The following is a 25597-nucleotide window of genomic DNA, read 5'->3' on the forward strand; positions in this document are numbered from 1 at the left end:
GGAGAAAATAGGTAGCCGGGCATCCCGAAACAGGATGCCCGGCTGGGGGCTTCTCACAACGTTACCGGCAGATTATGCCTGTACGTCAAAACGGTCGTTGTTCATGACCTTGGTCCAGGCAGCGATAAAGTCCTTCACGAACTTCTCGCCGTTGTCGTCCTGGGCGTACACCTCTGCGTAGGAACGCAGGATGGAGTTGGAGCCGAACACCAGGTCTACCCGGCTAGCGGTCCACTTGGTCTGGTCAGTCTTGCGATCGCGGATCTCGTACGTACCGTTACCCACTGGCTTCCAGCTGTAAGCCATGTCGGTCAGGTTCACGAAGAAGTCGTTCGTAAGCTGGCCTTCGCGGTCTGTGAACACACCATGCTTGGTACCGCCATGGTTGGTGCCCAGCACCCGCATACCGCCGATCAGTACCGTCATTTCCGGTGCAGTCAGACCCATCAGCTGGGCGCGGTCGAGCAGCAGCTCTTCCGGCTTCACGATGTAGTCTTTCTTCTGCCAGTTCCGGAAGCCATCGGCTACCGGCTCCAGGTACTCGAAAGACGGGGCATCGGTCATCTCATCGGTTGCATCGCCACGCCCCTTCAGGAAGGGCACGCGAACCTCGTAACCGGCCGATTTCGCTGCTTTCTCGATACCCACGCTACCGGCCAGGACGATCACATCGGCCACGCTGGCACCGGTTTCAGCAGAGATCTGCTCGTAAACCTTCAGCACTTTGCTCAGACGAGCAGGCTCGTTGCCTTCCCAGTCTTTCTGAGGTGCCAGGCGGATCCGCGCACCGTTGGCGCCACCACGCATATCAGAGCCGCGGAAGGTACGGGCGCTGTCCCAGGCGGTGCTGACCATCTCACTGATGCTCAGGCCACTGTCCGCAATCTTCTCTTTGACCACTTCTTCGCAGTAGTCGGTGCTGCCAGCCGGTACCGGATCCTGCCAGATCAGGTCTTCTGCCGGGGCTTCCGGGCCAATGTAACGGGCCTTGGGGCCGAGATCCCGGTGAGTCAGCTTGAACCAGGCACGGGCGAAGCAGTCCTTGAAGTATTCCGGATCTGCCATGAACTTCTCACAGATTGCACGGTACTTCGGATCCATCTTCATGGCCATGTCGGCATCAGTCATGATCGGGTTGTGGCGCTTGGACGGATCGCTGGCATCCAGCGGCTTGTCCTCTTCCTTCATGTTGATGGGTTCCCATTGCCAGGCACCGGCCGGGCTCTTCTTGAGCTCCCACTCGTAGCCGAACAGAAGGTCAAAGTATCCCATATCAAACTTGGTCGGATGAGTCGTCCAGGCCCCCTCAATACCAGAAGTCACGGCATTGGCAGCTTTACCCTTCATGTTCGGGTTACTCCAGCCAAAGCCCTGCTCTTCCACATCAGCCGCTTCCGGCTCGGGCCCGAGGGCACCTGCGTCACCGTTACCGTGACACTTACCAACAGTGTGGCCACCAGCCGTCAGGGCTGCGGTTTCTTCATCATCCATCGCCATACGGGCGAAGGTGACGCGCACCTGCTCACCGGTCTTGATCGGGTCCGGCTGGCCGTTCACGCCTTCCGGGTTCACATAGATCAGGCCCATCTGAACCGCTGCCAGCGGATTTTCCATGGTGTCAGGCTTTTCTACGTCGCCGTAGCGCTCGTCAGAGGGAGCCAGCCACTCTTTCTCGTTACCCCAGTAAATATCTTTTTCCGGGTGCCAGATGTCCTCGCGGCCAAAGGAGAAACCGTATGACGGCAGTCCCATGGACTCATAGGCCACGGTACCGGCCAGGATGATCAGGTCGGCCCAGCTCAGCTTGTTGCCGTACTTTTTCTTGATCGGCCACAGCAGGCGGCGGGCCTTATCAAGGCTGACGTTATCGGGCCAGGAGTTCAGCGGCGCAAAGCGCTGGTTACCGGTGCCACCGCCGCCACGGCCATCCTGGATACGGTAGGTGCCCGCTGCGTGCCAGGACATACGGATCATCAAGCCGCCGTAGTGGCCCCAGTCTGCCGGCCACCAGTCCTGGCTGTCTGTCATCAGGGCGTGCAGGTCTTTTTTGACGGCTTCGAAGTCGAGCTTTTTGACTTCTTCGCGATAGTCAAAGTCTTCGCCCAGGGGATTGGTCTTGCGATCGTGCTGGTGCAGGATGTCGAGGTTCAGCGCCTCCGGCCACCAGTTCATGACATCGCGATTTTCAGTTGAATTAGCACCGTGCATAACCGGGCACTTACCACCAGAATTCGTCTCACTCATCGTACTCTCCTGCTTCTGCGTCATTGGCAAAAAGGCGTTTATTATTCAAGAGCAACTATCAATATAGATCATTCACAGTTGGCTGCTTGAATGTTTCCTACCGCCAGAATAGTGAAGGACTATCGACTCTCCCGCTTCACTGGCGAATCTGTAACTCACTGGGCAATCGCATAATTCCCGCAGTAATCCGCCAGAATTCCCAGAGAGTCACTCCATGCTACCGATGTGAGATAGGACAACGCTGACATAGGGCAACTCCTGTGTTAACGAGAACACCGTTACCTTACCGTCGACGCCATCAAGAGGAACAATTAATTAAAAATAAATTTACGAGAGTTTTTATTTATCGACTAAAGGCGCTCGATAGAGGTGAACTTTCCGGCATCGTCAAACAGGATGCGGAAGCTGCCACGTACGCCGTCGTTGAGGAAAAAACGGGAGAGGATACGGGCCGGGAAGCGGACAGAACGTCCGTCCCGGGCCGTGGTGTGAACATCGGTGGCCACGCCCTGATAGAGCTTGATCCACTCATCAGGGCTGATACTGATGTCCACAATGATCTGCTGCATTGGCGCGTCTTTCTCAGTTGGCCAGTTCAAGCAACAGTCGGTTCAGGCGGCTTACATAGGTGCCAGGGTCTTTCAGCTGTTCACCACTGGCCAGGGTGGCCTGGTCGAACAGAACCGCAGACAGCTCCTTGAAGCGCTCTTCGCCCTGCTCTGTTTCCAGTCGCTGCACCAGCGGATGATCCACGTTGATTTCAAAGATCGGCTTGCTCTCCGGCACTTTCTGGCCGGCGGCTTCCATGATCTTCTTCATCTGGGCTCCCATATCGAACTGGCCCACCACCAGGCATGCCGGTGAATCGGTCAGGCGATTGGTTACCCGTACTTCCTGCACCTGATCCTCCAGAGCGGTCTTGATGCGCTCCACGAGATCCTTGTGTTCCTTGGCGGCTTCTTCCTGGTGCTTCTTGTCTTCCTCGGTTTCCACTTCACCGAGATCCAGATCTCCACGGGCCACGTCCTGGAACTGCTTGCCATCGTATTCGTTCAGATAGCCCATCATCCACTCGTCGATGCGGTCAGAGAGGATGAGTACCTCGATCCCCTTCTTGCGGAATACTTCCAGGTGCGGGCTACTCTTGGCGGCGGCAAAGTTGTCACCGGTGATGTAGTAGATCTTGTTCTGGCCTTCCTTCATCCGGCTGATGTAATCATCCAGAGCCACGTTCTGGGTGGCTTCACCGGTATGAGTCGTGGCAAAACGCAGCAGGCCGGCAATTTTTTCACGGTTACTGAAGTCTTCTGCCGGGCCTTCTTTCAGCACAGTGCCGAACTCATCCCAGAAGCCCTGATATTCTTCGCCATCCTTCTTGGCCAGCTTGGACAGCATGTCCAGCACCCGCTTGGTCATAGCGGTGCGGATGCTCTCCACCGTGCTGTCGTTCTGCAGGATTTCCCGCGAAACGTTCAGGGACAGATCGTTGGAATCGATCACGCCCTTGGCGAACCGCAGGTACAGCGGCAGGAACTGTTCTGCGTCGTCCATGATGAACACGCGCTGCACGTACAGTTTCAAGCCACGGGGCGCTTCCCGGTTGTACAGGTCGAACGGCGCGCGCTTGGGGATGTACAGCAGGCTGGTGTAGTCCAGCTTGCCTTCGACCTTGTTGTGAGACCAGGTCAGCGGGTCTTCAAAATCGTGGGCGATGTGTTTGTAGAATTCCTTGTACTCTTCGTCTTTGATCTCGGTACGAGGCAGCGTCCACAGGGCGGTGGCATCGTTCACCGTCTCTTCTTCGCCCTTTTTGTCCTCTTCCTCGGATTCGGACTTCATCACCACCGGGAACGAAATGTGATCAGAATACTTTTTCACCAGGCTGCGCAGTTTCCAGCCATCGGCAAACTCTTTATCCTCGGCTTTCAGATGCAGCACGATTTCGGTACCACGCTGCTCACGTGTCGCCGGCTCGATGGTGAACTCGCCATCACCCTTGGATTCCCAGTGCACGCCGTTGTCGGCAGGCTCGCCCGCCTTGCGGGTGAATACTTCCACTTTGTCCGCCACGATGAACGCGGAGTAGAAACCAACACCGAACTGACCGATCAGCTTGCTGTCTTTTTTCTCGTCGCCAGACAGTTGCTTGAGGAACTCGGCGGTGCCGGACTTGGCGATGGTGCCCAGGTTGGCGATCACATCGTCACGGGTCATACCGATGCCGTTGTCGGCGATGGTGATGGTGCCGGCATCTTTATCGTAATCCAGGCGAATCTTGAGATCCGAATCGCCTTCAAACAGCTTGTCGTCTTTCAGGGCAGCGAAGCGCAGTTTGTCTTCGGCGTCCGAGGCGTTAGAGATAAGCTCACGAAGGAAGATCTCTTTGTTCGAGTACAGAGAGTGGATCATCAGGTGAAGCAGTTGCTTCACTTCAGTCTGGAATCCCAGGGTCTCTTTGTTGGCTTCTACCGTCATGGCTGGTTTGGTCTCCTGCTGTGTCACAAATAAAGAAACAGTTTTATGAGCAAGAGAGTGGGGGTTGGCCGGGGTATTTCAACCCCGGCGAGCACGCAAAATCAGTCTTCAAGCAGGAAGTGGGCACGGGCGGTGGCGATGGGCTGGGAACGAGACTTCTGCCATGCGGAAATCATCACGTTCGCCACCCGGTTACCCTGGCGGGTAAGCCGGCACTCGGCGTAGGTTTCCCGGTTCAGGCCAGCCCGAAGATAGTCGAGGGAGAAATCGACAATTCGGGGCATGCGGAAGGCGTCCTGGGACATAATCAGGTAAATAGCCGCAGACATTTCCATAAAACCACCAATCACACCGCCATGAATAGCCGGCAGGATCGGATTGCCCATGTTCTCTTGCTTTGCGGGCAGGCGGAAGATCAGGTCATCCCCGAAACGGTCACACTGCAGGCCAATCCAGCTGGCGTAAGGGATACTCTCCATCATGCGTGAGAAGTCGCCGGTTTCCTGGGTGTAGCGCAGAATTTCCGGGTCGGTCATTCTTCACCTCCGGTGATCAGGTCGCGATAGGATTTCGGCGTGGCTTCTTTGCCAATGCGCATGAAGGTGCCCACGCAATTGGCGATGGTTTCACCCCCCTCCTGATAGGCCTCGCAGCGCGTAAAGATGATGTTACGGGTGATCTTGTAGGTCTCTGCCCTGGCGTACACCGGCTTCCGGGGCTCCGCCGGGCGCATGTAATCCACTCTGAGATCCAGGGTCGGACAAAGCTCGAATTCATCCAGACCACAGATCATCACCGAGCCGGAGGCTGTGTCCATCAGGGTGGTGATAGCGCCACCATGGATAACGCCGGTGTCCGGGTTGCCAATAATCCTGTCGCTGTAAGGCAGCTCCATAACCAGATAGCCTTCACCCGCCTCCGTTGCGTTCAGCCCCAGTTCCCTTGCCTGGTTGAGCGTACTGATAAACCGGTTAACCCGGTTTATTCGGGTTTCATCATTCATTCAGGACTGTCCTGCAGATCAGTTCTTGGATTTTACGTCCGCATCGGCACGGGCGGGTATGGCTTCTTCGAAGACCTTGCCGTCGCGCAGGGCGGATAATGCATCTGAGTGGAATTCCCGGCGGTAGAGTACGTACACCACCAGGGTTGAGGCAGCCATAAAGGCCACCGGATGAATGAACCAGGCCACCACAGCCAGGGCATAGTAGTAAGAACGCAAGCCAAGGTTAAAGGCGTCGCCGGCCAGGTTACAGATGTTGCCGGCGCTGCGGGCAAAGGCCTCTCGCGCTGCTGGACTGGTCTTGCTGTCGTCTGGCAGCGGCGCACTGCCAATCATGACGGCCACGAAATTGTACATTCTCATGGACCAGGTGAACTTGAAAAACGCGTAAATAAAGACCACCAGCAACACCACCAATCGCAATTCCCAGATTTCACGACTGGGCACGGCGGAAAATGGCATGGTGGCAAAAATTTCCATAGCCTCGCTGGTGTAGCCAAGGGCGGTGATAATACCGGCGAGAATCAGCAGACAGCTGGACGCAAAAAACGCTCCGTTGCGTTCCAGGTTACCGACAACCGAGGCGTCTGAAATACGGTTTTCACGCTTGAGCATGACCCGCATCCAGTCTTCGCGGTATAAATCCAGGGTGTTCGACAGACACGAGCGAGAATTGGCGCGATTGCGCGAATACCAGGTGTACCCTCCCCAGCAGACAAAAAACCAGATCAGTGCCAGAAATTCCAGATAGTAGCTCATTGGGTGGTTAAAAAAGCCTGGATTGGGGAGGTAAATAGGGCGAAAACTTTCGTTATGATACGCCAAGGGGAGCGCGCCGACCACTGTCTGTCGGGCGGTGCCGACGTCGGAAACCGGTCTGTGCTATAAACTTACCCCAACGTTAAGGAGACATAAGTGAGACCCGGAATGTTGACCAGATATATAGCAATAGCGGCAATCGCCCTCACACTGACTGGGCTGGGTGGATGCTCTGTGAACCCGGTAACCGGAGAGAAGCAGCTGTCTCTGATTTCAGAGAACCAGGAGCTGGCGCTGGGGGCGGAACAGTACACACCCACACAACAGACCCAGGGCGGCCGCTTCTACATCGACCCGGAGCTTTCCATTTATGTGCGTGATGTGGGCCAGAGGCTGGCGCGCGTGAGTGACCGGCCAGACCTTCCTTATGAATTTGTCGTGCTCAATAACAGCGTGCCCAATGCCTGGGCCCTGCCCGGCGGCAAGATCGCCATCAACCGCGGCCTGCTGGTGGAGCTGGAGGATGAAGCCCAGTTGGCATCGGTGCTGGGCCACGAGATTGTTCATGCAGCAGCCCGCCACAGCGTGCAGCGGATGCAGCAGGGCATGTTGATCAGCGCCGGGGTGGCCGGACTGGGCTTCGCCCTTTCCGATAATGAATGGGCCGGGTTGATCATGGGTGGTGCAGCTCTGGGTGCACAGCTGGCGCTGGCCCAGTACAGCCAGGGAGACGAACTGGAATCCGATGCCTACGGTATCCGATACATGAAAGAAGCCGGCTATGATCCACAAGCCGCCGTAGAGCTCCAACAGCTGTTTCTGAAGCTATCGGAAGGCCGCCAGAGCGGATGGCTGGATGGCCTGTTCGCCACTCACCCTCCCTCTGCCAAGCGGGTTCAGGAAAACCAGGAGCTGGTTCAGAAGATCGGTGCCGGCGGTTATCGCGGCCGGGACGTTTACCAGCGCCGTATCGCCAAGCTCAAGGAACTTCAGCCAGCCTACGATGCTCACGATGAAGCCATGAAGCTGGCCTCAGAAGGCAAGTATGAAGCGGCTCTCGATCAGGTAAACAAGGCCATCAAGCTGGAACCGCGAGAAGCCATGTTCTTTGCGCTGCGCGGCCGAATCTATCGGGGCATGGAACAACCGGAGAAGGCCAAAGCCGATTTCGACAAGGCCGTGTCACTCTATCCGGAGATGTTCCAGTATCAGCTGTACAGCGGTTTGAACGAACTGGAGCTGAACAACCTTGGCAAGGCAAAAAGCCATCTGGAGAAAGCCAATCAGGTGGTACCCACTTCCATTGCCTATCTCCGACTAGGTGATATCGCGCGGCAACAGGGCCAACGCAGGGAGGCAGTAGCCTATTACTCCACGGCCGCTGAGGCCGGTGGTGATGTGGGGGCTGAAGCTCAGCGCAAGCTGGCCGAACTCAACGAATAGCTCTTTGCAGTTTCAAAAAAAGCCGGGCGCCAATACGCCCGGTTTTTTTATGGTTGTCGCATTTGCTGACTTGACACAAAAACCGCGTCAACGATTGCATTGACTTCTAGAGCAATAACTCTAAAAATCAGATTAACCAACAACAATCGGATGGCGACCATGATCGTAAAACGACTTCAGCCAATGATGTCCCACGCACGACGCAGCTATGTTGAGCTGATGTTCCAGGTGATGGGGCGCGCACTGCAGGCAATCAGCGAGGTGGATGAAGCCACCCGAAACGAAACCTGCGAACTGCCGGAGGGCTTCCTGTTCGAGATGCAGGTTATGCCCAACGGGCCAAAACTCATCGTTGAGCACACCGGCAACGGTAAATTGCTCTTCCACGGGGATGAAGCTCCACGCCCCGTTGACCTCTCGATCCAGTTCAAGCATATCGCCCATGCCTTCCTGGTACTGTCGTTTCAGGAGAAGACCTCCGTTGCCTTTGCCAACGACCGCATGCTGGTGGATGGGGATGTGAGTTACGCGGTGCGGATGACCCGGGTTCTCAACCGACTGGAATCATTCATCCTGCCCCGACTAATTGCCGAAAGGGCGGTCAAAGAATATCCGGCAAGCATCAAACTGCCTGAAAAACTCATCAGTGCCGCCCGCATTTATCTGAAAGTCGCCACCCAATTCGTCGAGACAGTGAGAGCATAATGACCAACAAATACTACGAGTTCTTCTGCCCGGTAAAAGTGATTGCCGGTAAAGCCGCGCTGGAACACATTCCCTATGAACTGACTGGCCTGGCAGCCAAACGGCCTATGATTGTCACGGATAAAGGGGTGCGCGCGGCCGGCTTGCTCGAGCCGGTGATTGCCGCCTGCGAAGAAAGCGGGCTGGAGATTGTATCCATTTACGATGATGTGCCACCGGATTCCTCCACGTCGGTGGTGAAAGACATTGCCAGCGTTTACCGCAAGGAAAAATGCGACTCGATCATTGCGGTGGGCGGCGGCTCCGCCATTGATACCGGCAAGGCGGTCAATATTCTGGTATCCGAAGGCGGCGATAATATCGCCAAATACAGTGGCGCCGGTGTTCTCAAGCACCCGCTCAAGCCGTTCTTTGTTGTGCCCACCACGGCGGGTACCGGTTCCGAGGTAACCTCGGTGGCGGTCATCACCGATGAGAAAAAAGGCGTAAAACTTCCGTTTACCTCATCATTCCTGCTGCCTAACGCCGCCATCATCGACCCGCGTATGACCCTGACCCTGCCGCCCCACATTACGGCGGCCACCGCTATGGACGCGCTCACCCATGCTACGGAAGCGTTCACCTGCATGGCCAAAAACCCCCTGAGCGACGCGTACGCCACGGCAGCAGTCAAGAAGGTGAGCCAATCCCTGCTTTCAGTCATGGATAATCCGAAAGACAGTGATGGCCGACTGGAACTGGCTCAGGGGTCAACCATGGCGGGCATTGCCTTTTCCAACTCCATGGTGGGCCTGGTCCACTCTCTGGGACATGCTACCGGAGCCATCTGCCACCTGCCCCACGGACTGTGCATGAGCCTGTACCTGCCCTATGTGCTTGAGTTCAACCTTGAGAGCATTCGGGAGCCTTTGGGCGAGTTGCTGCTGTACCTGGAAGGTCCGGACGTCTACTCCGCCACCCCTGCGAGCCGACGTGCCGAGGCCAGTATTTCAGCCATTCGAAAACTGCGGGATGCCCTCTACAAGCGCTGCGAACTGCCCCGGACGTTGAAAGAAACCGGCAAAGTACTGGAAAATCAGCTGGAAAGCATTGCCAAGCTGGCCCTGGACGACGGCTCGATCATGTTCAACCCCCGGGAAGTGAGCCACGAAGATGCCATGGCGGTGCTTCGTCGCGCCTGGGCCTGATACCTCGGAGGCATATCTCGCCCCGGCCCTCTCTGGCCGGGGTTAGCCTAAAGTCAGATTCACAATGATTGAAATAAAATAGTAAGAAGGTAATATTTAGCGGGCATTCTGGCAGGGAGTTGGCCGGGTATCGATCTAACCAGCGTATGGGCCTGTCCTATCCAGAGTTCCGCCATGAAGAAACTCCTTTTCAAGCTCTCCTTTACCGCGATCCTGTTGAGCCTGCTAACCACTTTCAGTGGCAATGCCGCTGCCGAAGTGGACAATCAGGAGCGGGTGTTCCGCTTCAACATCTCTCCTAACGGGTACCCACCTTATCTGATCGTTGATGGCAGCAAGCCCTCCGGTATTATGTGGGACGTGGTAAACCTGATTGTCCCCCGCCTGGGCTACGACGTGGAACCGGTAAAAATCCCCAGAAAACGGGTAGACCCTATGCTTGCCGACGGCTACATTGACGGCACGCCAAGGGCCATAGAGTGGACGGAAGAGCCGGAGAAGTTCCTGTTTACCGACCCGGTCGTTCACGTGGAGGAAGTATTCTTCTTCCCGAAGAGCTCTGAGCTTGAATACAAACACCCCGCAGACCTCTACGGCAAGACGATTGTCACGCCACTGGGATACTACTATCCCTTTCTCGAGCCCTATTTCAAAGATCATCGCATTAAGCGATTTGACGTCTCCAGAGATCGGGAGATTTTCACCTTTGTGCTGCATGGCGAGCAGTTTCACGCAGCGCTTGCGGATCGGTTGGTCGGGCAATGGATTCTCAGGAACGAAGGACTGACCGAGCACTTTCGCTCTTCTGTGGAAGGAATCAGCCAGTTCGGCTTCCGGATCATGCTGCGTAAAGACTGGAAAGCGTTTGCCGAGGCCTTCAACCAGGAGCTGGCAAATATCCAGGAGAATGGCGAACTCGACGCCATTCTCTCAAACTATCGCTAAAACCCGATCACTCGAGGCGACGAAGCAGTAGCATCGGCGATACGCTAAGCACTGGTCGTAATTGCCAGCGGCCGAACAACGCCAACAGAATGGCTGCAATCAGCGGTACTGGCAGCATCACCTGCCAGTGCCAGCGGAAAGTGCCCTCGAACATTCCGGCCTGAAGCGCATATACCGCCCCTTCCGCCGCAATCACACCGAGCGTGCCGGCAAAGAACCCCAACAGTGCGAATTCCAGCATGGTACTGCGTGCCAACAACGACTGCTGGCCGCCCAGGGTTCGCAGCAACGCCCCCTCCCTCTGACGATCCCGCAGGGTGGCACTGACAACCGCTGCCATCACCACCAGGGCGGCCGCGAGAATCAGCGCCAGGATTGCCTCAATGGCCTGAGTTACCTGCTGCACAATCTGCTGGATGCGATCAATGATATGGTCTATCTCCAGCACCGAGACCGTCGGGAACTGGCGCGAGAAGTCGTTAAGAGCCAGTTTATTGTCCGGGTTCAGATAGAACGCGGTAATCCAGGTGGCGGGCATGTCAGTCAGACCGCCATCGGGCGGGAAGGCCATGTAGAAATTGGGTTTCATGCTGTCCCACTGCACGGTACGAATACTCGTTACCGGCTCGGTCACCTTGCTGGAGCCGATGGTGAAGGTCAGCCGATCACCCAGCTGCAAACCGAGTTTCTCCGCCAGCTCAGCTTCTACCGAAACCCCCTCGGTTTCGCCCGGCCCGAACCACTGGCCATCCACAATCCGGTTGTCTTCCGGCAGCTCCGGCATCCAGGTCAGATTCAGCTCCCGGTTCAGCGCACCAACCCGCTCATCCTTGCTGACCGCTTCTTTCACCGGCTCGCCGTTCAGTTCGGTCAGGCGACCGCGAACCATCGGATAAAGCGTCTCCAGGGGCGCGCCGCGAGTGGCCCAGAATTCCTCAACATCATCCACCGCATCCGGGGCAATGTTGATCAGGAAATGGTTTGGCGCGTCGTCCGGCAGCTGGGCCTGCCAGTCGTCCAGCAGGGAGGAACGCACCAACACCAGCGTAGCAGCCAGCATAAGCGTCATGGCAAAAACCGCCATCTGCGCCATGCTGGCACGTCGGTGCCGATATAAGCCCACCAGGGCCAGGCGCCAGGAGTTGCCGCCACCCTTCACTCTGCGCAAGAGGGCGACCATGCCCCACCCCAGCAGACCGAGCACACCCAGCAGCAGTACCAGCCCGCCCAAAAGTGCGGCCACCAGCATCAGCTCGCCGGCGTACATCCATACCAACCCAAACACGGCGACCACCGCCAGCAGGATATCCGGAATGGCTTCCCGGCCGGTTTCGCCGGGCTGGGAGCGTAATACCCGCATGGCGGGAACATTACGCAGGCGGCGAATGGGCGGATAGGCAAATGCGAATAGAGAAACCAGTGCCGTTAACAGGGAGGGCGTTAACGCGGAAGGATCCAGGTAGAAATCAACGGGCCGTTCCAGCAGGTCGCTCAGCAAACGCACCAACAGCCAGAACAATGGTAACGCCACTGCCAGACCACCCAACACGCCAACAACACCCCACAGAGTGAGGCGGCGCAGGTACAGTTCACCAATGCCACGACTGGATAATCCAAGGGTTTTCAGCAATGCCACCGTGTCCCTCTGGGATAGAGCGTATTGCCGGCTGGCCACCGCCACGGCTACCGCCGCCAGCAACACCGCAAGACTGCCACCCAGCAGCAGGAAGCGTTCAGCCCGCTCCAGGGAGCGCGAGAAGGTTTCACCGTCTCTGACCCCTTCCCACTCGTGACTGGGCCCCAGCTGTGGTTCCAGCCACTGGTAGTAGTCGTCAAGCACACCTTCGTCGCCGGCAAACAGGTAGACGTATTCCACCCGGCTACCTTCCTGGACCACACCGGTGCCGGCAACATCGTCCACATGCATCATCACCCGTGGCGCCAATGATGACAGCCGGAAGCCGCCATCCGGCTCGCGGATCAGCAAGCGAGTAATTTCCAGCTTCAGATTGCCGACTTCCAGAGTATCGCCGATGTCCAGTTCGAGCAGACGCAGCAACCGTGGATTCACCCACACCTGGCCGGGGCCGGGGCCCTGACTGACAATCTGTCTCGGCTCTTCAGCACCGGGCTGGATCTCGATTTCGCCGCGCAACGGATATTCGTCGCTCACGGCTTTGACCGAGACCAGCTGAAACCTGCTTTCTCCGAAGACCATGGTGGAGAACTCCACCATGCGCCCGGTTTCCAGGCCTCGGGACTGGGCATTCTCTAACCATTCCTGTGGGATCGGACGGCCGTTCTCGGCTTCCAGTTGCCGATCTGCCGCCAGAAAAGAACTGGCAGACGATACCAGGGTTCGCTGCAGCTGACTGGCGAACAGCGCAATCGTGGCCACGGTGGCAACAGCAATAATCAGCGCAACCAGCACCACACGAACGTCGCGTTCGCGCCAGTCACGGCTCACGGACATGAGTTTTTTTGAGGCTCCCATCAGTGTGCCGGCTCCCCGGCCAGATCCGGCTCAGTCAGCATGCCCGCCTCGATGTGCAGCTGCCGGCCACAACGTTCGGCAAGGTGTTCATCATGGGTAACCATCACCAGTGTAGTGCCCTGCTCCCGGTTCAGATCCATCAGCAGGTCAGACACCGCCTGCCCGGTCCGGTTATCCAGATTGCCCGTGGGCTCATCGGCAAACAGAATGGCGGGGTCGGATGCAAAGGCACGCGCAATCGCGACCCGCTGCTGCTCGCCACCGGACAACTGACGAGGGGTATGGCTCAGCCGTTCACCCAAGCCGACCCGTTCAAGCAGCTCTCTGGCACGCTGCTCCGGCGCTTCCATGCCGGCCAATTCCAGCGGCAACATCACATTTTCCAGCGCGGTTAACGCCGGCAGCAACTGGAACGACTGGAACACAAACCCGACCCGACGGGCCCGGAGCTTGGCACGCTCGTCTTCACTCAGCTTGCTGATTACCGAGCCATCCAGCTCTACGGTACCTTCGGTGGGCGTGTCCAGGCCAGCAAGCAACCCAAGCAGCGTGGTTTTACCGGAACCAGACCGACCGACAATGGCTACGGACTCTCCCCGATTGATTTCCAGACTGACCCCCTGCAAGATCGTGAGCGTATCGGTTTCCAGGCTGACCCGATGGGTCAGATCAGACACCCGCAACATCGGGCTGCTATCGGTTTTACTGAGATCCGTCATCTGGTTCACGGTTGCTCCGTTGTCTGTATTGTTGAATCTGTAAAGGGTATATGAATTTACTATGCATACGATATCGCTGTACGTCAGATCAATCGCACTCTCGGCCCTGCTTCTTATCGCCCTGCCTGTTCTGGCCAACCAGAACACGGTGCTGGTACTGGGCGACAGCCTGAGTTCCGCCTATGGCGTACCCTCGGAAACCGCGTGGGTAGAGCTGCTGCGGGATCGCATCGAGAGCCAGGATCTGGACTGGACCGTGGTGAATGCCAGTATCGGCGGCGAAACCACCGACGGTGGCCTGCGGCGCCTGCCAGGTCTGCTGGAAACCCACGATCCCACGATTGTAATCATTGAGCTCGGCGGCAATGACGGCCTGCGGGGGTTCCCACCCAATGTGATTGAATCCAATCTGGCCAATATGATCGAGCAGGTACGCGATACCGGCGCCACGCCTTTGCTGGTGGGCATGCAGATCCCGCCTAACTACGGCCAGCGCTACACCACCATGTTCGCCGATATCTTTCCGACCCTGTCAGACCGCTACAATACGGTTCTGGTTCCCTTCTTCCTGGACGGTATCTACGATCAGGACGGGTTGATGCAGGGCGATGGCATTCATCCGACGGAAGAGGCGCAACCTCGGCTGCTGGAAAACATCTGGCCGAAGCTGGAACCGCTGCTGAACAACCAGGCCAGCAGCTAGCCATTCAGATCACCTGGCGTACGAATCCCAGGGCCCGGCGCTCAGACCAGTAGTAACCATCCCGGGCATGCTGGACAAACCCCACATGCCCGCCCCACTTCGGGATTTCCATCTGGACGTAATGTCCCAATACCCGGCGACTGTCCGGAAAACAGCGGGCCGAAAGGAACGGGTCATCTGCTGCATTCACTACCAGAGCTGGCACCCGGATATCACTCAACCGAAACAGAGCAGAACACCGGGCCCAATAGTCGGCCGCGTCCTGGAATCCATGCAGTGGTGCCGTGTAACGATTATCGAATTCGTGAAAACTCCGGATATTTTCAAAACCGCTAACGTCTATCAGGTCAGGGAATTTTTCAGCTTTTTCCCGCATTTTGACCTGTAGATCGGTTAAAAATCGCTGCATGTAGATACGCCGGCTGGGCAGTGCGAGCACGTCCGCGCTGCCCGCCAGATCCAGAGGCACTGAGTAGGTCACCGCACCACTGATACGGCTGTCCACACGCTCGCCCTGCTCGCCCAGGTACAGCAGCGTGAGATTCCCTCCCATACTGAAACCTGACAGGAAGAGGTTCTGATACCGCCGCCCCAGCGCGTGACTGACGACGGCATGCAGATCCGAAGTGGCGCCACTGTGATAGAAGCGCGGCTGTTGGTTCATCACCCCGCCGCAGGACCGAAAGTTCCATGCCAGCACATCCCAGCCGTCGGCCATCAATGCCCTGGCCAGACCCAGCACGTAGGGCCTACGGCTGTGGCCTTCCAGCCCGTGGGATATCACCGCCAGACGGTCACTGCCCTGGCGATACCAGTCCAGATGCAGTTCGTCGTCATCGTCGGTGGCGAGTATGTCGGTTTCCGGTTCCGGCAGAGTCACTTTCCGGAACAGGGTCGGCCACACCGACTGGATGTGGCCATTACGCAACCACACCGGCGGACGATAGGGTTCGAGCTTAGCTTTGTGCAAATTTTGACCTTTCATTTCAGGGGGTTGACGAACCTGATCAAAGTACTTAATATGCGCGCCACATTGATGCTGTTCCCCGATAGCTCAGTTGGTAGAGCAACGGACTGTTAATCCGTTTGTCGCTGGTTCGAGCCCAGCTCGGGGAGCCACTTATTCCGAAAGGCCGCTGATCAAACATCAGCGGTCTTTTCTTTTGGGCCTCAGAAAACCTCGGCCCGCTGCATGAACTCCCGCAACACCTGGAACAGTGTATAGCCATCCCGTGTACCGATCATTTCACGAATCGAGTGCATGGCAAACTGAGGCACGCCGATATCCAGCGTGGTCACGCCCAGATTTCCCGCAGTCAACGGCCCGATCGTGCTGCCACACCCCATGTCACTGCGCACCACAAACGTCTGGTGCGGCAAACCCAATTCATCGCTGATGTGACGATAAAGGGCGGCGGAACGGCTGTTGGTGGCGTAACGCTGATTGTGGTTTACCTTGATGACCGGCCCCTGATTCAACAATGGCCCATGATTCTCATCATGACGGTCCATGTAGTTTGGATGGATACCGTGGGCGTTATCCGCAGAAATCATCATGGAACGGGCAATGGCACGGGTTTTCCCGGCACCACACCAGCGATCCAGCACCGCTGTCAGGAACGGCCCCTGGGCGCCCTCGGCGGACATGCTGCCCACTTCCTCGTGGTCGTTACACACCAGCAGTGCCGGCTCATCACCGGAGGTTTCCAGCAAGGCCTGCAAGCCGATGTAACAGCTGAGCAGGTTATCGAGCCGTGCGGAGGCCAGGAACTCTTCACGCAACCCCACCAGAGCCGCACCCTGGGCATCGTAGAAACTCAGTTCATAGCCCAGAATCTTGCTGGTCTGTAGTCCGGATTCTTTGGCAATCTGCTGTTTCAGCAACTCGGCAAAGGTGGTGGTATCGGTTTCCGGCACCTGCATAACCACCGGCGGAAGATCAGTCTGGGCATTAACGGTGCGACTGCTGTTCGCCTCCCGGTCCAGATGGATGGCCAGGCTCGGAATGATCGCCACCGGCTTGCGGAAATTCACCAGGGTGTCCCGTACTTTGCCGTTGTCGTCCAATACCGTCACACGGCCGGCCAAAGAAAGATCCCGGTCAAACCAGGGGTTCAGCAATACGCCCCCATACACTTCCACACCCAACTGGAAAAAGCCCTTGCGGCGAATCTCAGGGTTCGGTTTGGCCTTCAGGCAGGGGCTGTCGGTATGGGCTCCCACCATCCGGATGCCGGAACTGACCACATCCTTGGTGCCGGTACGAAAGGCAACAATAGACGAGCCATTACGGGTTACGTAGTAGCCCTGCCCTGGCTGCAACGACCATTCTTCGCGCTCGTCCAGCGGTTGAAATCCCGCTGCTTCAAGACGCGTTTTCATGGTATTGACCGCATGCCACGGAGTCGGCGAGGCATTCAAAAACTCAATCAAGTCTTTATTGAATTCAGTGTGTTCCATGATCTTCCTGATTGCATGATAATGGCGGCTACAGTATGGCATGAAGCCGCGCCGGCTCCTACCGGGTACGCTGCGCACCGCCATAAGCACTCACCGAAGATTCCGGAGTTCACTGTGTCACTACCCCGCTTTCTGGATATCGAATACTGCCAGACCGACGACGCCCTGTTTCCCACGGCCATCGCCTGGTCCCTTGCAGACGGCCAGATGAAAACCGTGGTAATTGCACCGGAGGATGCCTGGTTGCCCGAAGATGGCGACCTGGGCGATGTAGACCTGCTGTATCTGGAAGAACAGGGGGTACCCCTGCTGGAACTGGCCAGGGAGCTGCACGAGGATCTGCCGGACCAGACCGTATACGTGGATGGACTGGATCCGGACGAAATCCTGATAGACCTGATCTTCAGTGCCGTTCGCCAGGAGGCCCCGTTTGAAATCGCCCCCATTTCCGAGCTGATTACCGGCCTGGACAGCGAAGCACTGGAAGACCGCCGCCGGCAGTTGCTCTTTGATGAAGGGCTTGAACCGCAGCTGCCGGAAAACGGCGTATATTCCCTGCTGTTGCTGGCCCGTGAGGAAGGCTACCTGGAGGATTGAGGTCCGGCCCCTGATCACGGGGAACTGTGACATGAGTCCGCGTAACATTGCGTTACACAAGGCAGAATCGGGCGTCAGTACCGTTACTGACAGGAAGCCTGATAATAATGAACAAGGTCACACCCCGTTTCCTCACATCCAGCCTGATAGCGCTTGGCCTGTTTTCTTGCGCCGCCTTTGGCCAGGAGACCCCTCGCTCCGATAAACACTATGTCGGACTGTTGGCGACAGCCATTGAACACCGCTCCATCGGGCAATCCGACGAGGATGGCTGGGGCCAGGCAGCGACACTGGTGATTGGCGGCCACCTGAGCGACCTGATTCATGCAGAGGTGAGGCTGGGGGGCGGCTTGGCAGACGCCGAGATTTCCCGTGGCGACCTGAGCCTGGCCGTCGACTACTTCGGCAGCTGGTACATGGGCCTGCACTACCCCATCGGTGAGCTTGGCAATGTCTATGCCCAGGCTGGCTTTACCCATGTCAGCGGGGAGGCAACCCTCGACAACCGGGATGCCGACGCCAATGCCCAGTTTCGGGATATCGAGGGCGATTACCCGAGCAGCAGCTTCAGCTTCAGCTGGCTGGCCGGCCTGGACCTGGAACTGATGGATAACACCTACCTGGTTTTCGAGGGCGGCAAGCTGTTTGAAGACACGGACACCAGCGCCAATGCCTTCCAGTTCTCCTCAGGTATCCGTTACGAGTTCTGATGCCGGATATGCCAGCACCGATGGATTTTCGGGTTGCGCTGAAAATCCTTGTCCAGAGTGCTGGCACTCACCTCTTTCACTTCAAACTCTGACTCCAGCGCCTCATCCAGCCTGAACTTACGGAAGTTATTGGAGAAAATCAGCAGGCCATCACTGGACAGTCGTGCCATGCACTGCCGCACCAGATCGGCATGATCGCGCTGAATATCGAGAACGCCAGCCATCCGGGCTGAGTTTGAGAAGGTGGGCGGGTCCATGAAAATCAGATCAAAGGTCTGATTCGCGGTTTTTCGGTCTGCCAGCCAGGCCAGACAGTCTGCCTGTTCGACGACATGCTTGCGCGGATCTGCCGAGTTGAGAGCCAGGTTATCCTGAGCCCAGCTGACGTAGGTTTTGGACATGTCCAGGCTCAGGGTGCGGCTGGCTCCGCCAACCGCTGCGTGCACGGTCGCTGCGCCGGTATAACAGAACAGGTTCAGAAAACGCTTGCCCCTGGCATGTTGCTGGATCCAGTAACGTACCGGGCGATGATCCAGGAACAGGCCGGTATCCAGATAGTCTTTCAGGTTCACCTTCAGGGCGCAGCCGTGCTCGTGCACGTTAAAGTACTCGCCGGTCGCCGCCTGTTTTTCATATTGCCGGGTACCGGTCTGGCGCTGACGTTGCTTGCACACCAGATCCTCCGGCGCGACCTCAAGCACTTCCGGGATCACCGCCATGGCTTCGGCAAGGCGCTCTCTGGCTGCCTTTTCGTCGACGGATTTCGGGGCCAGGTATTCCTGAACATGCACCCGCCCCTCGTAGATATCGATCGCCAAGGCATATTCCGGCATATCGGCATCGTATAGGCGGTAACAGCCAATGTTCTGCTTCCTGGCCCACTGGCCAATCGTTTTCAGATTCTTCTTGAGACGGTTACGCAGCATGTCTGCCCGTTCGGCGTTGGCGATGCGAGGCATAATCTGCCCCGGCGCGGCCGGATCACGGGGCGTGCGGGCATTCTCCGGCTGTACATCGAACAGCAACAGCTGCGCCGGCAGCTTGCCATTGAACAACTTGTACTGCTTGAAGCTTCGCAAACCGAGGGATTTTCCGAACTCCGGCGCACCGGTGAACACCCCCAGGCGCCATCCGGTGAGCTCCCGGGCCACAACCTCTCCAAGGGCCTGGTACAGGGCCGCCAGTTCCTTGCGCTCACTCAACCGCTCACCGTAGGGCGGGTTGGTCAGCACCAGGCCAGTATCGCTCCAGTCATTCTTGCGAGTGAATTCGGAGATCGGCCTGGCTTCTACACGAACGATACCTTCCAGGCCAGCTCGCAGGATGTTCTTCTCCGCAGTCGCAATCACGCGACCATCCCGATCAAAACCATAAAAAGTGGGAATGCGCCCCTGCTTGCCCTCATGGGCCCGACGCTCCGCTTCCTGGCGCAGCGACAGCCAAAGCTCGGGCTGGTGTCCTGGCCACTTTTCGAACCCGAACCGCTCCTGCTTCCGCCCCGGCGCAATGTCCAGCGCCATCAACGCAGCTTCAACCACCAGCGTACCGGAACCGCACATCAGGTCCACAAAGTCACCACCGTTAGCGGCAATCTCTGGCCACCCTGCCCGCAGCAGCAAAGCCGCTGCAAGGTTTTCTTTCAAGGGCGCGATACCCTTTTCGGTTCGGTAGCCCCGCATATGAAGGCTGTGGCCACTCAGATCAATCCCCAACGACAAGCGGCCCCGGTTCAACCGCGCCGATACCGTGACATCCGGGTCTTTCGGCGCAACCGAGGGCCTGGGTGCACCGGCACCCCGAATGCTGTCAACAATGCCATCTTTCACTTTCTGGGCGCCAAACTGAGTGTTCCGGATGGCTTCGTTCTGGCCAAGAAACGTTACCCGGAAGCTCCCCCCCGCGGGTATATGGGCCTGCCAGTCAAGATCCACGACACCGGCATAAAGTTCGTCGGCGCTCCGGGCATCCACATCCGCCACATTCAGAATCACCCTGTTCGCCAGACGGGACCACAGGCAGGCCCGATAGCCACTCTCCAGCTCGCCCTCAACCCAGACACCAGCGGGTGCATTCCGCACAAGGTTCAGGCCGAATTCTTTCAATTCATCGGCCAGGAGGTACTCGACGCCTTTGGGGCAGGTTACGAAAAAGACATGCTTGGACAAGATCAACTCCTGGTTTTCTGAATAGGGCCGGTAAGTTTCCGGAATGGCAGTAAAAGCCTTTTAGCGACTGTCATCGTTATTTCACAAAAATATAAAAGAAGCGCCATATAGATGAAATAAATAGTGTACACCGGCGCGAGGTTCGTCTTACCTTGTAGTTGACGCGTCGTTCCGGAGGCCGAATAAAAGTCTCCGTTAACAGGATCCTGACTGCTCTGACCGGAGCTGGCAATAGTGGGTTGTCCCGGAGAGGCTCCCGACTGCCAAGGTCACTGCAGATGTGTACACGCTTGTTCTGTTAATCCATCAGTGAGGAACGGCATGAAAAGACAGAAGAGAGACATGTACGCTCGTGCATTCAAGCGGGGTTATCTCGCTGGCGTGTCCGGCAAATCCAAAGACAGCTGCCCGTTAGAACAACCGGAAGTCCGCCAGGAATGGCTGAACGGGTGGCGAGAAGGCCGCACAGATAACTGGGAGGGCATGACCGGCGTCTCCGGCATCCATAAACTGGCCAACGTAACCGCAACATAATGGCCAACCCCGTTTAACCCTGATCTGTTTTTTTCAATTTTTACGCACAAATCACAATCAGAGCAGTAACCAGAGCAACCCAAACGGGGCCTCCCGCCCCGTACCATGCGAAGAAGCGCTACGGGGTTTATTCCCCGCAAGGGCCCGCTCAGCGGGCCCACCTTCTTTCTGGCCTCAGCTGATTTCTTTCCGGATTGCTTCCACAGCTTCGTTGATCAACGACGGGCCTCGATAAATAAACCCGGTATAGATCTGCACCAGCTTTGCGCCTGCCCGAATCTTCTCTGCCGCACTGTCGCCATCCGTGATGCCGCCCACGCCAATAATCGGCAGCCGATCGCCCAGCTCAGCATACAGCCCCTGAATCACTTTCACAGACGCTTCCCGTACCGGTGCACCGCTGAGACCGCCCGCCTCCTGCTCGTGAGCGTGCCCCTTCACCGCCTCCCGGCTGATCGTGGTGTTGGTGGCAATCACACCATCCAGGCCAGCTTCGAGCAATGCTGCAGCCACAAAGCGAATGCCCTGCTCGTCCATATCCGGGGCGATCTTTACAGCCACCGGCACATAGCGGCCATGCTTTTGCTCACACGCTGCCTGCTCTTCCTTTATGGCGTGCAAAAGCTGCTTGAGCGAATCGCCAAACTGCAGATCCCGGAGGCCCGGCGTATTGGGAGAAGAAACATTGACAGTGATGTAGTCGGCATAGGGGTAAACAGCCGCTATTCCTCTACGGTAGTCCTGTTCCGACTGCTCATTCGGGGTGTCTTTATTCTTGCCGACATTAATGCCCAGTACGCCCCGGTAACGACGGTGGCGGACATTGGTAATGAGGTGTTCCAGGCCTTCATTATTGAACCCCATGCGGTTAATGATGGCCTGGTGCTCCGGCAACCGGAACATTCGGGGTTTTGGATTACCTGGCTGTGCCAGAGGCGTAACAGTGCCTACTTCGATAAACCCGAAACCGAGAGCACCAAGAGCATCAATGTGGTCGGCGTTTTTGTCCAGCCCAGCAGCCAATCCAACCGGATTCGGGAATTCCAGGCCCATCACGTTTACCGGGCAAGGCTCCGGCTGTCGGGTAAATGTATTCAGGATGCCCAGTTTTTGAGCAACATCCAGGCTGCCAAGGGCAACATTATGGGCCTGCTCCGGGGGCAATCGGAACAGCAGATTTCTCAGAAGGCCGTACATCGTCAAACTCCTTTCTCCGGGTGGCAGGAGTATACCGAAAGTTTTCCACACCATCTTGTGTAAACCCCAATTAGTCCCGAAAACCCCGCCCTGTATAGCCTCCCGACGCTTTTCCACGGAATCTGTGGATAACCCTGTTGAAAATTGCCGAGCAAGCGCCCCGACCCCTTGATAACTGCGCCAGCCTACAAATTGATCATTTTTTGATCAGTTATTTTCCCTTTATTTATCAATACCTTAAATAGATAAAATTAACATTTGACGGCTTTGGTAACAAAATGCTAACAGGTAACCAATTCGTCATGATGTGCATAAATCGACCACAGCCAGGCCATTAATTCCACCCATTTCTGCGTTTATTCCCGTTATACTGCCCTCATCGCGAAAAGCCCGGAGTGAATCCAATGGAACAGCCTGATCAACCCAGCCAGCAGCGCCAGAATAATCTCGAATCCGAGAAGCATGCGGCGACCCGGGTTACGATCATTGGCATGATTCTCGATGCCGTTCTGGGCATCATAAAAGTCATTGGCGGCACTCTTTTTAATTCCCAGGCGCTACTGGTGGATGGTATCCATTCCTTTACCGATGTGGCATCGGATTGGGTGGTTCTGGCGGTCATGCGCCTGTCCCGTAAGGAGCCAGATGCGGACCATCCTTACGGACACCAGCGAATCGAAACCCTCGGCACTCTGGTACTGGGCAGCATTCTTATTGCCGTGGGCGCGGCCCTGGCCTGGGAGAATATTCTCAGGCTCCTGTCCGGTGAAGCGCAGCTGGTTCCGGGCTGGCCAGTGCTGGTAGCGGCCGCGGCCTCGGTAGCAGGCAAGGAATGGATCTACCGTTATACTCGCCATGTTGGCATGAAAATCCGCTCAGACCTGATCATTGCCAACGCCTGGCACAGCCGTACCGATGCATTTTCGTCAGTGGTCGTTCTGGTATCTACCATCGGTGCCATGCTGGGTTTCGTCTGGCTCGACGTGGTAGCCGCCGTCCTCATTGCAGCCATCATTGTGCACATCGGCTGGAAATTCACCTGGGACAGCGTGAAAGAACTGGTCGATACAGGTCTGTCCGAAGATGATACCCGGATGTTGAAAACCATTGCCCTGGAAACGGATGGCGTGCGAAATGTTCATGAACTGCGCAGCCGGCGGATGGGGCACGATATCCTGCTGGACGTTCACCTGGTGGTTCGCCCGGAAATCAGCGTTTCCGAGGGGCATCAGATTGGTATGAAGGTGGTCACGGGCATGCGGGATGCCCTGGAGAACATTCGGGACATCAACTTCCATATCGACGCCGAGAACGATGAAAAAGTGCCCCACGCCACCGACCCGGGGCTACCCGATCGCGAAGCACTTCGTCGCCTGCTGACAGAGAAGCTGGGAGAGCTTCCACCACAAAGCCGGCTCCGGCTTCATTACCTCAAGAATCGCATCCACCTGGAAATCTTCCTGGATGAAAACCATTCCGGGCCGCACCTGACCACGGAACAGGTTCGAGCGGTTCTGGCAGACTACCCCTGGTTTGGCAGCGTCCGGGTCTGGGTCGCTGCCACCTGACGCGCCGGTTTAACGGCGCCGGTTCTCCTCCATGCGCGAGAGGAATTCCTGCATCACCAGGGTATACAGCTCTCCGCCCAGGAACTTGTCTTCCACACCCGAGTCGATACTCGGGTTGTCATTCACTTCAATCACCGCCACCCGATTCCCGGCTTGTTTGATGTCGACACCGTAAAGCCCATTACCGATCAACCGGGTCGAATTCAATGCCGCCTGGATGACATTGCGAGGCACCTCGTAGGTGGGCATGGTTTCAAAACCGCCACTTTCCACCGTGGCACCACCGTGCTGGTAAATCTGCCAGTGACCTTTCACCATCAGATATTTACAGGCATAGATGGCCCGGCCGCCAAGCACACCAATGCGCCAATCGTAATCCGTGTAGAAGTACTCCTGAGCCAATACCAACGCAGACTGTTTGAACAGGTCTTTCAGCCCTGCCCGAAGTTCCTTTTCGTCCTTGGCTTTGATCACACCACGGGAAAAGGCGCCATCCGGAATTTTGATGACCACAGGAAAGCCCAGTTCATTACTCACCTGCTGTACCGCATCCTTCTGATCCTTTGAAAGGATCAGCGTTTTCGGTGTTGGCACCTTGTTGTTTTTCAGCAGGTCCGCCAGAAACACCTTGTTGGTGCAACGCAGAATCGACACCGGGTCGTCAATTACCACCATCCCCTCGGCCTCTGCCTTGCGAGCAAACCGATAGGTGTGGTGATCAATAGCGGTGGTTTCACGAATAAACAGACCATCATATTCCGGCAGGCGCATGTAATCCCGGCGGGTAATGCGCTCCACGTTAATTCCCAGCTTTCTGCCGGCACGCTCAAAACGCTTCAGGGCCATCTCATCGCTCGGAGGCAACTCTTCCTCGGGGTTCACCAGCATAGCCAGATCAAAACGGTAGCGGCGACGGGTGCGCGGTTTGCGCCAGATCATGCTGCTGAAGCGATCCAGGGCGGCCGCAAACAAATCCTGCTCACGCTCGTCAAGATCCGCCGGCGCCGCCGGCTTCATGGTTTCGATCTGCCATTGTTTGCGGTGACGGAACACCACTTCCAGAATCGGGCACGGAAACCGCTCGAACAGGGCACGGGCCACGGGCTTCAGGTCTGGATGTTCGGCCTGGCCAAAATAGGTTCGGATTCGTACTTCATGGGTGGCGTCCCGGTCATCGGTGGCGGGATCGATTTCGGAGGCTGATTTTTCCAGCCACTGGATGACACTGCTGTCCAGCTCTTCGAGTTCAAGCGAAAACAGTCCCTTCCGGCTCAGGTCGTTGAGCGTCATAACCGATGGCACCACGTGGTGCCCGCGCGCTTCCGCAAGCAACGAACAGTAGTAGCCCCGGCTCAGATACCTGGCACTCTGACACAGGTTTATCACCCGCACGCGGCTGTTAACCGGGGCGGTAAACTGAAGGTATTGATCGAAGGTAAGCACGTCTTCGCTGGGGTAGTACGGTGCCCAGTCTTTGGCGCGGTCTACAACGATGAGCAATCGGGACATAAAGCGGCATTCCTCCCTGAAGGTAAAGCCTGATAATTCCGGCAACAATACGCCCCATCACCTTGCCAGACAATCGCCTGAAGATGCGTGCTTTTACGCATCATCCGCTGCTATGACGGGATGGCATCTGTCTACCATAATAGCGGCAATGAGCGTGCCCGCCAGGCGCTACCTTTTTCT

Annotated in this window: 22 protein-coding genes and 1 tRNA gene; 10 read left to right on the forward strand and 13 right to left on the reverse strand. The window is 56.9% G+C overall.

Translation table 11 applies throughout. From position 1 onward, the window contains the following. Nucleotides 1-72: 72 nt before the first annotated feature. The 6 genes from katG to ARC85_RS12615 form a co-directional block, all read right to left on the reverse strand. Nucleotides 73-2244, reverse strand: a complete 2172-nt coding sequence (gene katG / locus ARC85_RS12590) for a catalase/peroxidase HPI (protein WP_273031551.1) — start codon at nt 2242-2244, stop codon at nt 73-75. A 350-nt stretch (nt 2245-2594) separates the two neighbouring features. Further along, nucleotides 2595-2813 (reverse strand): DUF2835 domain-containing protein, encoded by a 219-nt coding sequence (locus ARC85_RS12595; RefSeq protein WP_011784565.1) that lies wholly within the window; start codon nt 2811-2813, stop codon nt 2595-2597. A gap of 13 nt (nt 2814-2826) precedes the next feature. After that, the gene (gene htpG / locus ARC85_RS12600; protein ID WP_286714953.1) at nt 2827-4719 is read right to left on the reverse strand and encodes a molecular chaperone HtpG; all 1893 of its coding nucleotides are present in this window, start codon (nt 4717-4719) and stop codon (nt 2827-2829) included. Nucleotides 4720-4820: 101 nt separating this feature from the next. Further along, nucleotides 4821-5255: a PaaI family thioesterase gene (locus tag ARC85_RS12605; RefSeq protein WP_286714954.1), complete on the reverse strand. Its 435-nt coding sequence runs from the start codon at nt 5253-5255 to the stop codon at nt 4821-4823. Further along, nucleotides 5252-5722 (reverse strand): PaaI family thioesterase, encoded by a 471-nt coding sequence (locus tag ARC85_RS12610; protein ID WP_011784562.1) that lies wholly within the window; start codon nt 5720-5722, stop codon nt 5252-5254. Before ARC85_RS12610 ends, ARC85_RS12605 begins: the two co-directional genes overlap by 4 nt. A gap of 18 nt (nt 5723-5740) precedes the next feature. Continuing rightward, nucleotides 5741-6481: a DUF599 domain-containing protein gene (locus ARC85_RS12615; RefSeq protein WP_014421798.1), complete on the reverse strand. Its 741-nt coding sequence runs from the start codon at nt 6479-6481 to the stop codon at nt 5741-5743. 168 nt (nt 6482-6649) lie between these two features. On the opposite strand from ARC85_RS12615, the gene ARC85_RS12620 reads away from it, so the two are divergent. The 4 genes from ARC85_RS12620 (at nt 6650) to ARC85_RS12635 (ending at nt 10761) form a co-directional block, all read left to right on the forward strand. Further along, nucleotides 6650-7924, forward strand: coding sequence for a M48 family metalloprotease (locus tag ARC85_RS12620; protein WP_273031559.1), 1275 nt, complete (start codon nt 6650-6652; stop codon nt 7922-7924). A gap of 159 nt (nt 7925-8083) precedes the next feature. Then, nucleotides 8084-8629: a hypothetical protein gene (locus ARC85_RS12625; RefSeq protein WP_031209808.1), complete on the forward strand. Its 546-nt coding sequence runs from the start codon at nt 8084-8086 to the stop codon at nt 8627-8629. Continuing rightward, nucleotides 8629-9816: an iron-containing alcohol dehydrogenase gene (locus ARC85_RS12630; protein WP_286714955.1), complete on the forward strand. Its 1188-nt coding sequence runs from the start codon at nt 8629-8631 to the stop codon at nt 9814-9816. The genes ARC85_RS12625 and ARC85_RS12630 overlap by 1 nt, the downstream gene beginning before the upstream one ends. Before the next feature lie 174 nt (nt 9817-9990). Then, complete coding sequence (locus ARC85_RS12635; protein ID WP_011784557.1) at nt 9991-10761, forward strand: substrate-binding periplasmic protein; 771 nt, start codon at nt 9991-9993, stop codon at nt 10759-10761. A 7-nt stretch (nt 10762-10768) separates the two neighbouring features. Here ARC85_RS12635 and ARC85_RS12640 read toward each other — a convergent pair whose 3' ends face one another. Both ARC85_RS12640 and ARC85_RS12645 read right to left on the reverse strand, forming a co-directional pair. After that, nucleotides 10769-13255 (reverse strand): ABC transporter permease, encoded by a 2487-nt coding sequence (locus ARC85_RS12640; protein WP_153741072.1) that lies wholly within the window; start codon nt 13253-13255, stop codon nt 10769-10771. Further along, entirely contained in the window at nt 13255-13974 is a 720-nt protein-coding gene (locus tag ARC85_RS12645) for an ABC transporter ATP-binding protein (protein ID WP_153741117.1), read from the reverse strand. The genes ARC85_RS12640 and ARC85_RS12645 overlap by 1 nt, the downstream gene beginning before the upstream one ends. Before the next feature lie 61 nt (nt 13975-14035). Between ARC85_RS12645 and ARC85_RS12650 the strand changes: the two genes are divergently transcribed. After that, the gene (locus ARC85_RS12650) at nt 14036-14677 is read left to right on the forward strand and encodes an arylesterase (protein ID WP_286714956.1); all 642 of its coding nucleotides are present in this window, start codon (nt 14036-14038) and stop codon (nt 14675-14677) included. Nucleotides 14678-14681: 4 nt separating this feature from the next. Here the strand turns inward: ARC85_RS12650 and ARC85_RS12655 are convergent, their stop codons facing one another. After that, nucleotides 14682-15647, reverse strand: a complete 966-nt coding sequence (locus ARC85_RS12655; RefSeq protein ID WP_286714957.1) for a YheT family hydrolase — start codon at nt 15645-15647, stop codon at nt 14682-14684. A 73-nt stretch (nt 15648-15720) separates the two neighbouring features. On the opposite strand from ARC85_RS12655, the gene ARC85_RS12660 reads away from it, so the two are divergent. Next, a tRNA-Asn gene (locus ARC85_RS12660) sits at nt 15721-15796 on the forward strand. 51 nt (nt 15797-15847) lie between these two features. Here the strand turns inward: ARC85_RS12660 and ARC85_RS12665 are convergent. Further along, a complete protein-coding gene (locus ARC85_RS12665; protein WP_286714958.1) occupies nt 15848-17137 on the reverse strand; it encodes a M18 family aminopeptidase in 1290 nt (429 codons plus the stop codon). 114 nt (nt 17138-17251) lie between these two features. Here ARC85_RS12665 and ARC85_RS12670 point away from each other — a divergent pair, with 114 nt between their 5' ends. Further along, nucleotides 17252-17734 (forward strand): hypothetical protein, encoded by a 483-nt coding sequence (locus ARC85_RS12670; protein ID WP_014421807.1) that lies wholly within the window; start codon nt 17252-17254, stop codon nt 17732-17734. A 107-nt stretch (nt 17735-17841) separates the two neighbouring features. Next, nucleotides 17842-18444: an outer membrane beta-barrel protein gene (locus ARC85_RS12675; protein WP_022992549.1), complete on the forward strand. Its 603-nt coding sequence runs from the start codon at nt 17842-17844 to the stop codon at nt 18442-18444. Here ARC85_RS12675 and rlmKL read toward each other — a convergent pair. Next, nucleotides 18432-20609, reverse strand: coding sequence for a bifunctional 23S rRNA (guanine(2069)-N(7))-methyltransferase RlmK/23S rRNA (guanine(2445)-N(2))-methyltransferase RlmL (gene rlmKL, locus ARC85_RS12680; RefSeq protein WP_286714959.1), 2178 nt, complete (start codon nt 20607-20609; stop codon nt 18432-18434). The two genes, ARC85_RS12675 and rlmKL, sit on opposite strands and share 13 nt — an antisense overlap. Before the next feature lie 321 nt (nt 20610-20930). Between rlmKL and rmf the strand changes: the two genes are divergently transcribed. Continuing rightward, the gene (gene rmf / locus ARC85_RS12685) at nt 20931-21143 is read left to right on the forward strand and encodes a ribosome modulation factor (protein ID WP_011784548.1); all 213 of its coding nucleotides are present in this window, start codon (nt 20931-20933) and stop codon (nt 21141-21143) included. A gap of 174 nt (nt 21144-21317) precedes the next feature. Here rmf and ARC85_RS12690 read toward each other — a convergent pair whose 3' ends face one another. Next, on the reverse strand, nt 21318-22340 hold the full coding sequence (locus tag ARC85_RS12690; RefSeq protein WP_286714960.1) for a quinone-dependent dihydroorotate dehydrogenase: 1023 nt from the start codon (nt 22338-22340) through the stop codon (nt 21318-21320). 404 nt (nt 22341-22744) lie between these two features. Here ARC85_RS12690 and ARC85_RS12695 point away from each other — a divergent pair, with 404 nt between their 5' ends. Continuing rightward, on the forward strand, nt 22745-23908 hold the full coding sequence (locus ARC85_RS12695; protein ID WP_222562422.1) for a cation diffusion facilitator family transporter: 1164 nt from the start codon (nt 22745-22747) through the stop codon (nt 23906-23908). A 9-nt stretch (nt 23909-23917) separates the two neighbouring features. Here ARC85_RS12695 and ARC85_RS12700 read toward each other — a convergent pair whose 3' ends face one another. Then, the gene (locus ARC85_RS12700; RefSeq protein ID WP_014421813.1) at nt 23918-25417 is read right to left on the reverse strand and encodes a RimK family ATP-grasp domain-containing protein; all 1500 of its coding nucleotides are present in this window, start codon (nt 25415-25417) and stop codon (nt 23918-23920) included. Between the last annotated feature and the right edge of the window lie 180 nt (nt 25418-25597).

It is taken from the genome of Marinobacter sp. tcs-11 (assembly GCF_002049515.1).
Classification (GTDB): Bacteria; Pseudomonadota; Gammaproteobacteria; order Pseudomonadales; family Oleiphilaceae; genus Marinobacter; species Marinobacter nauticus.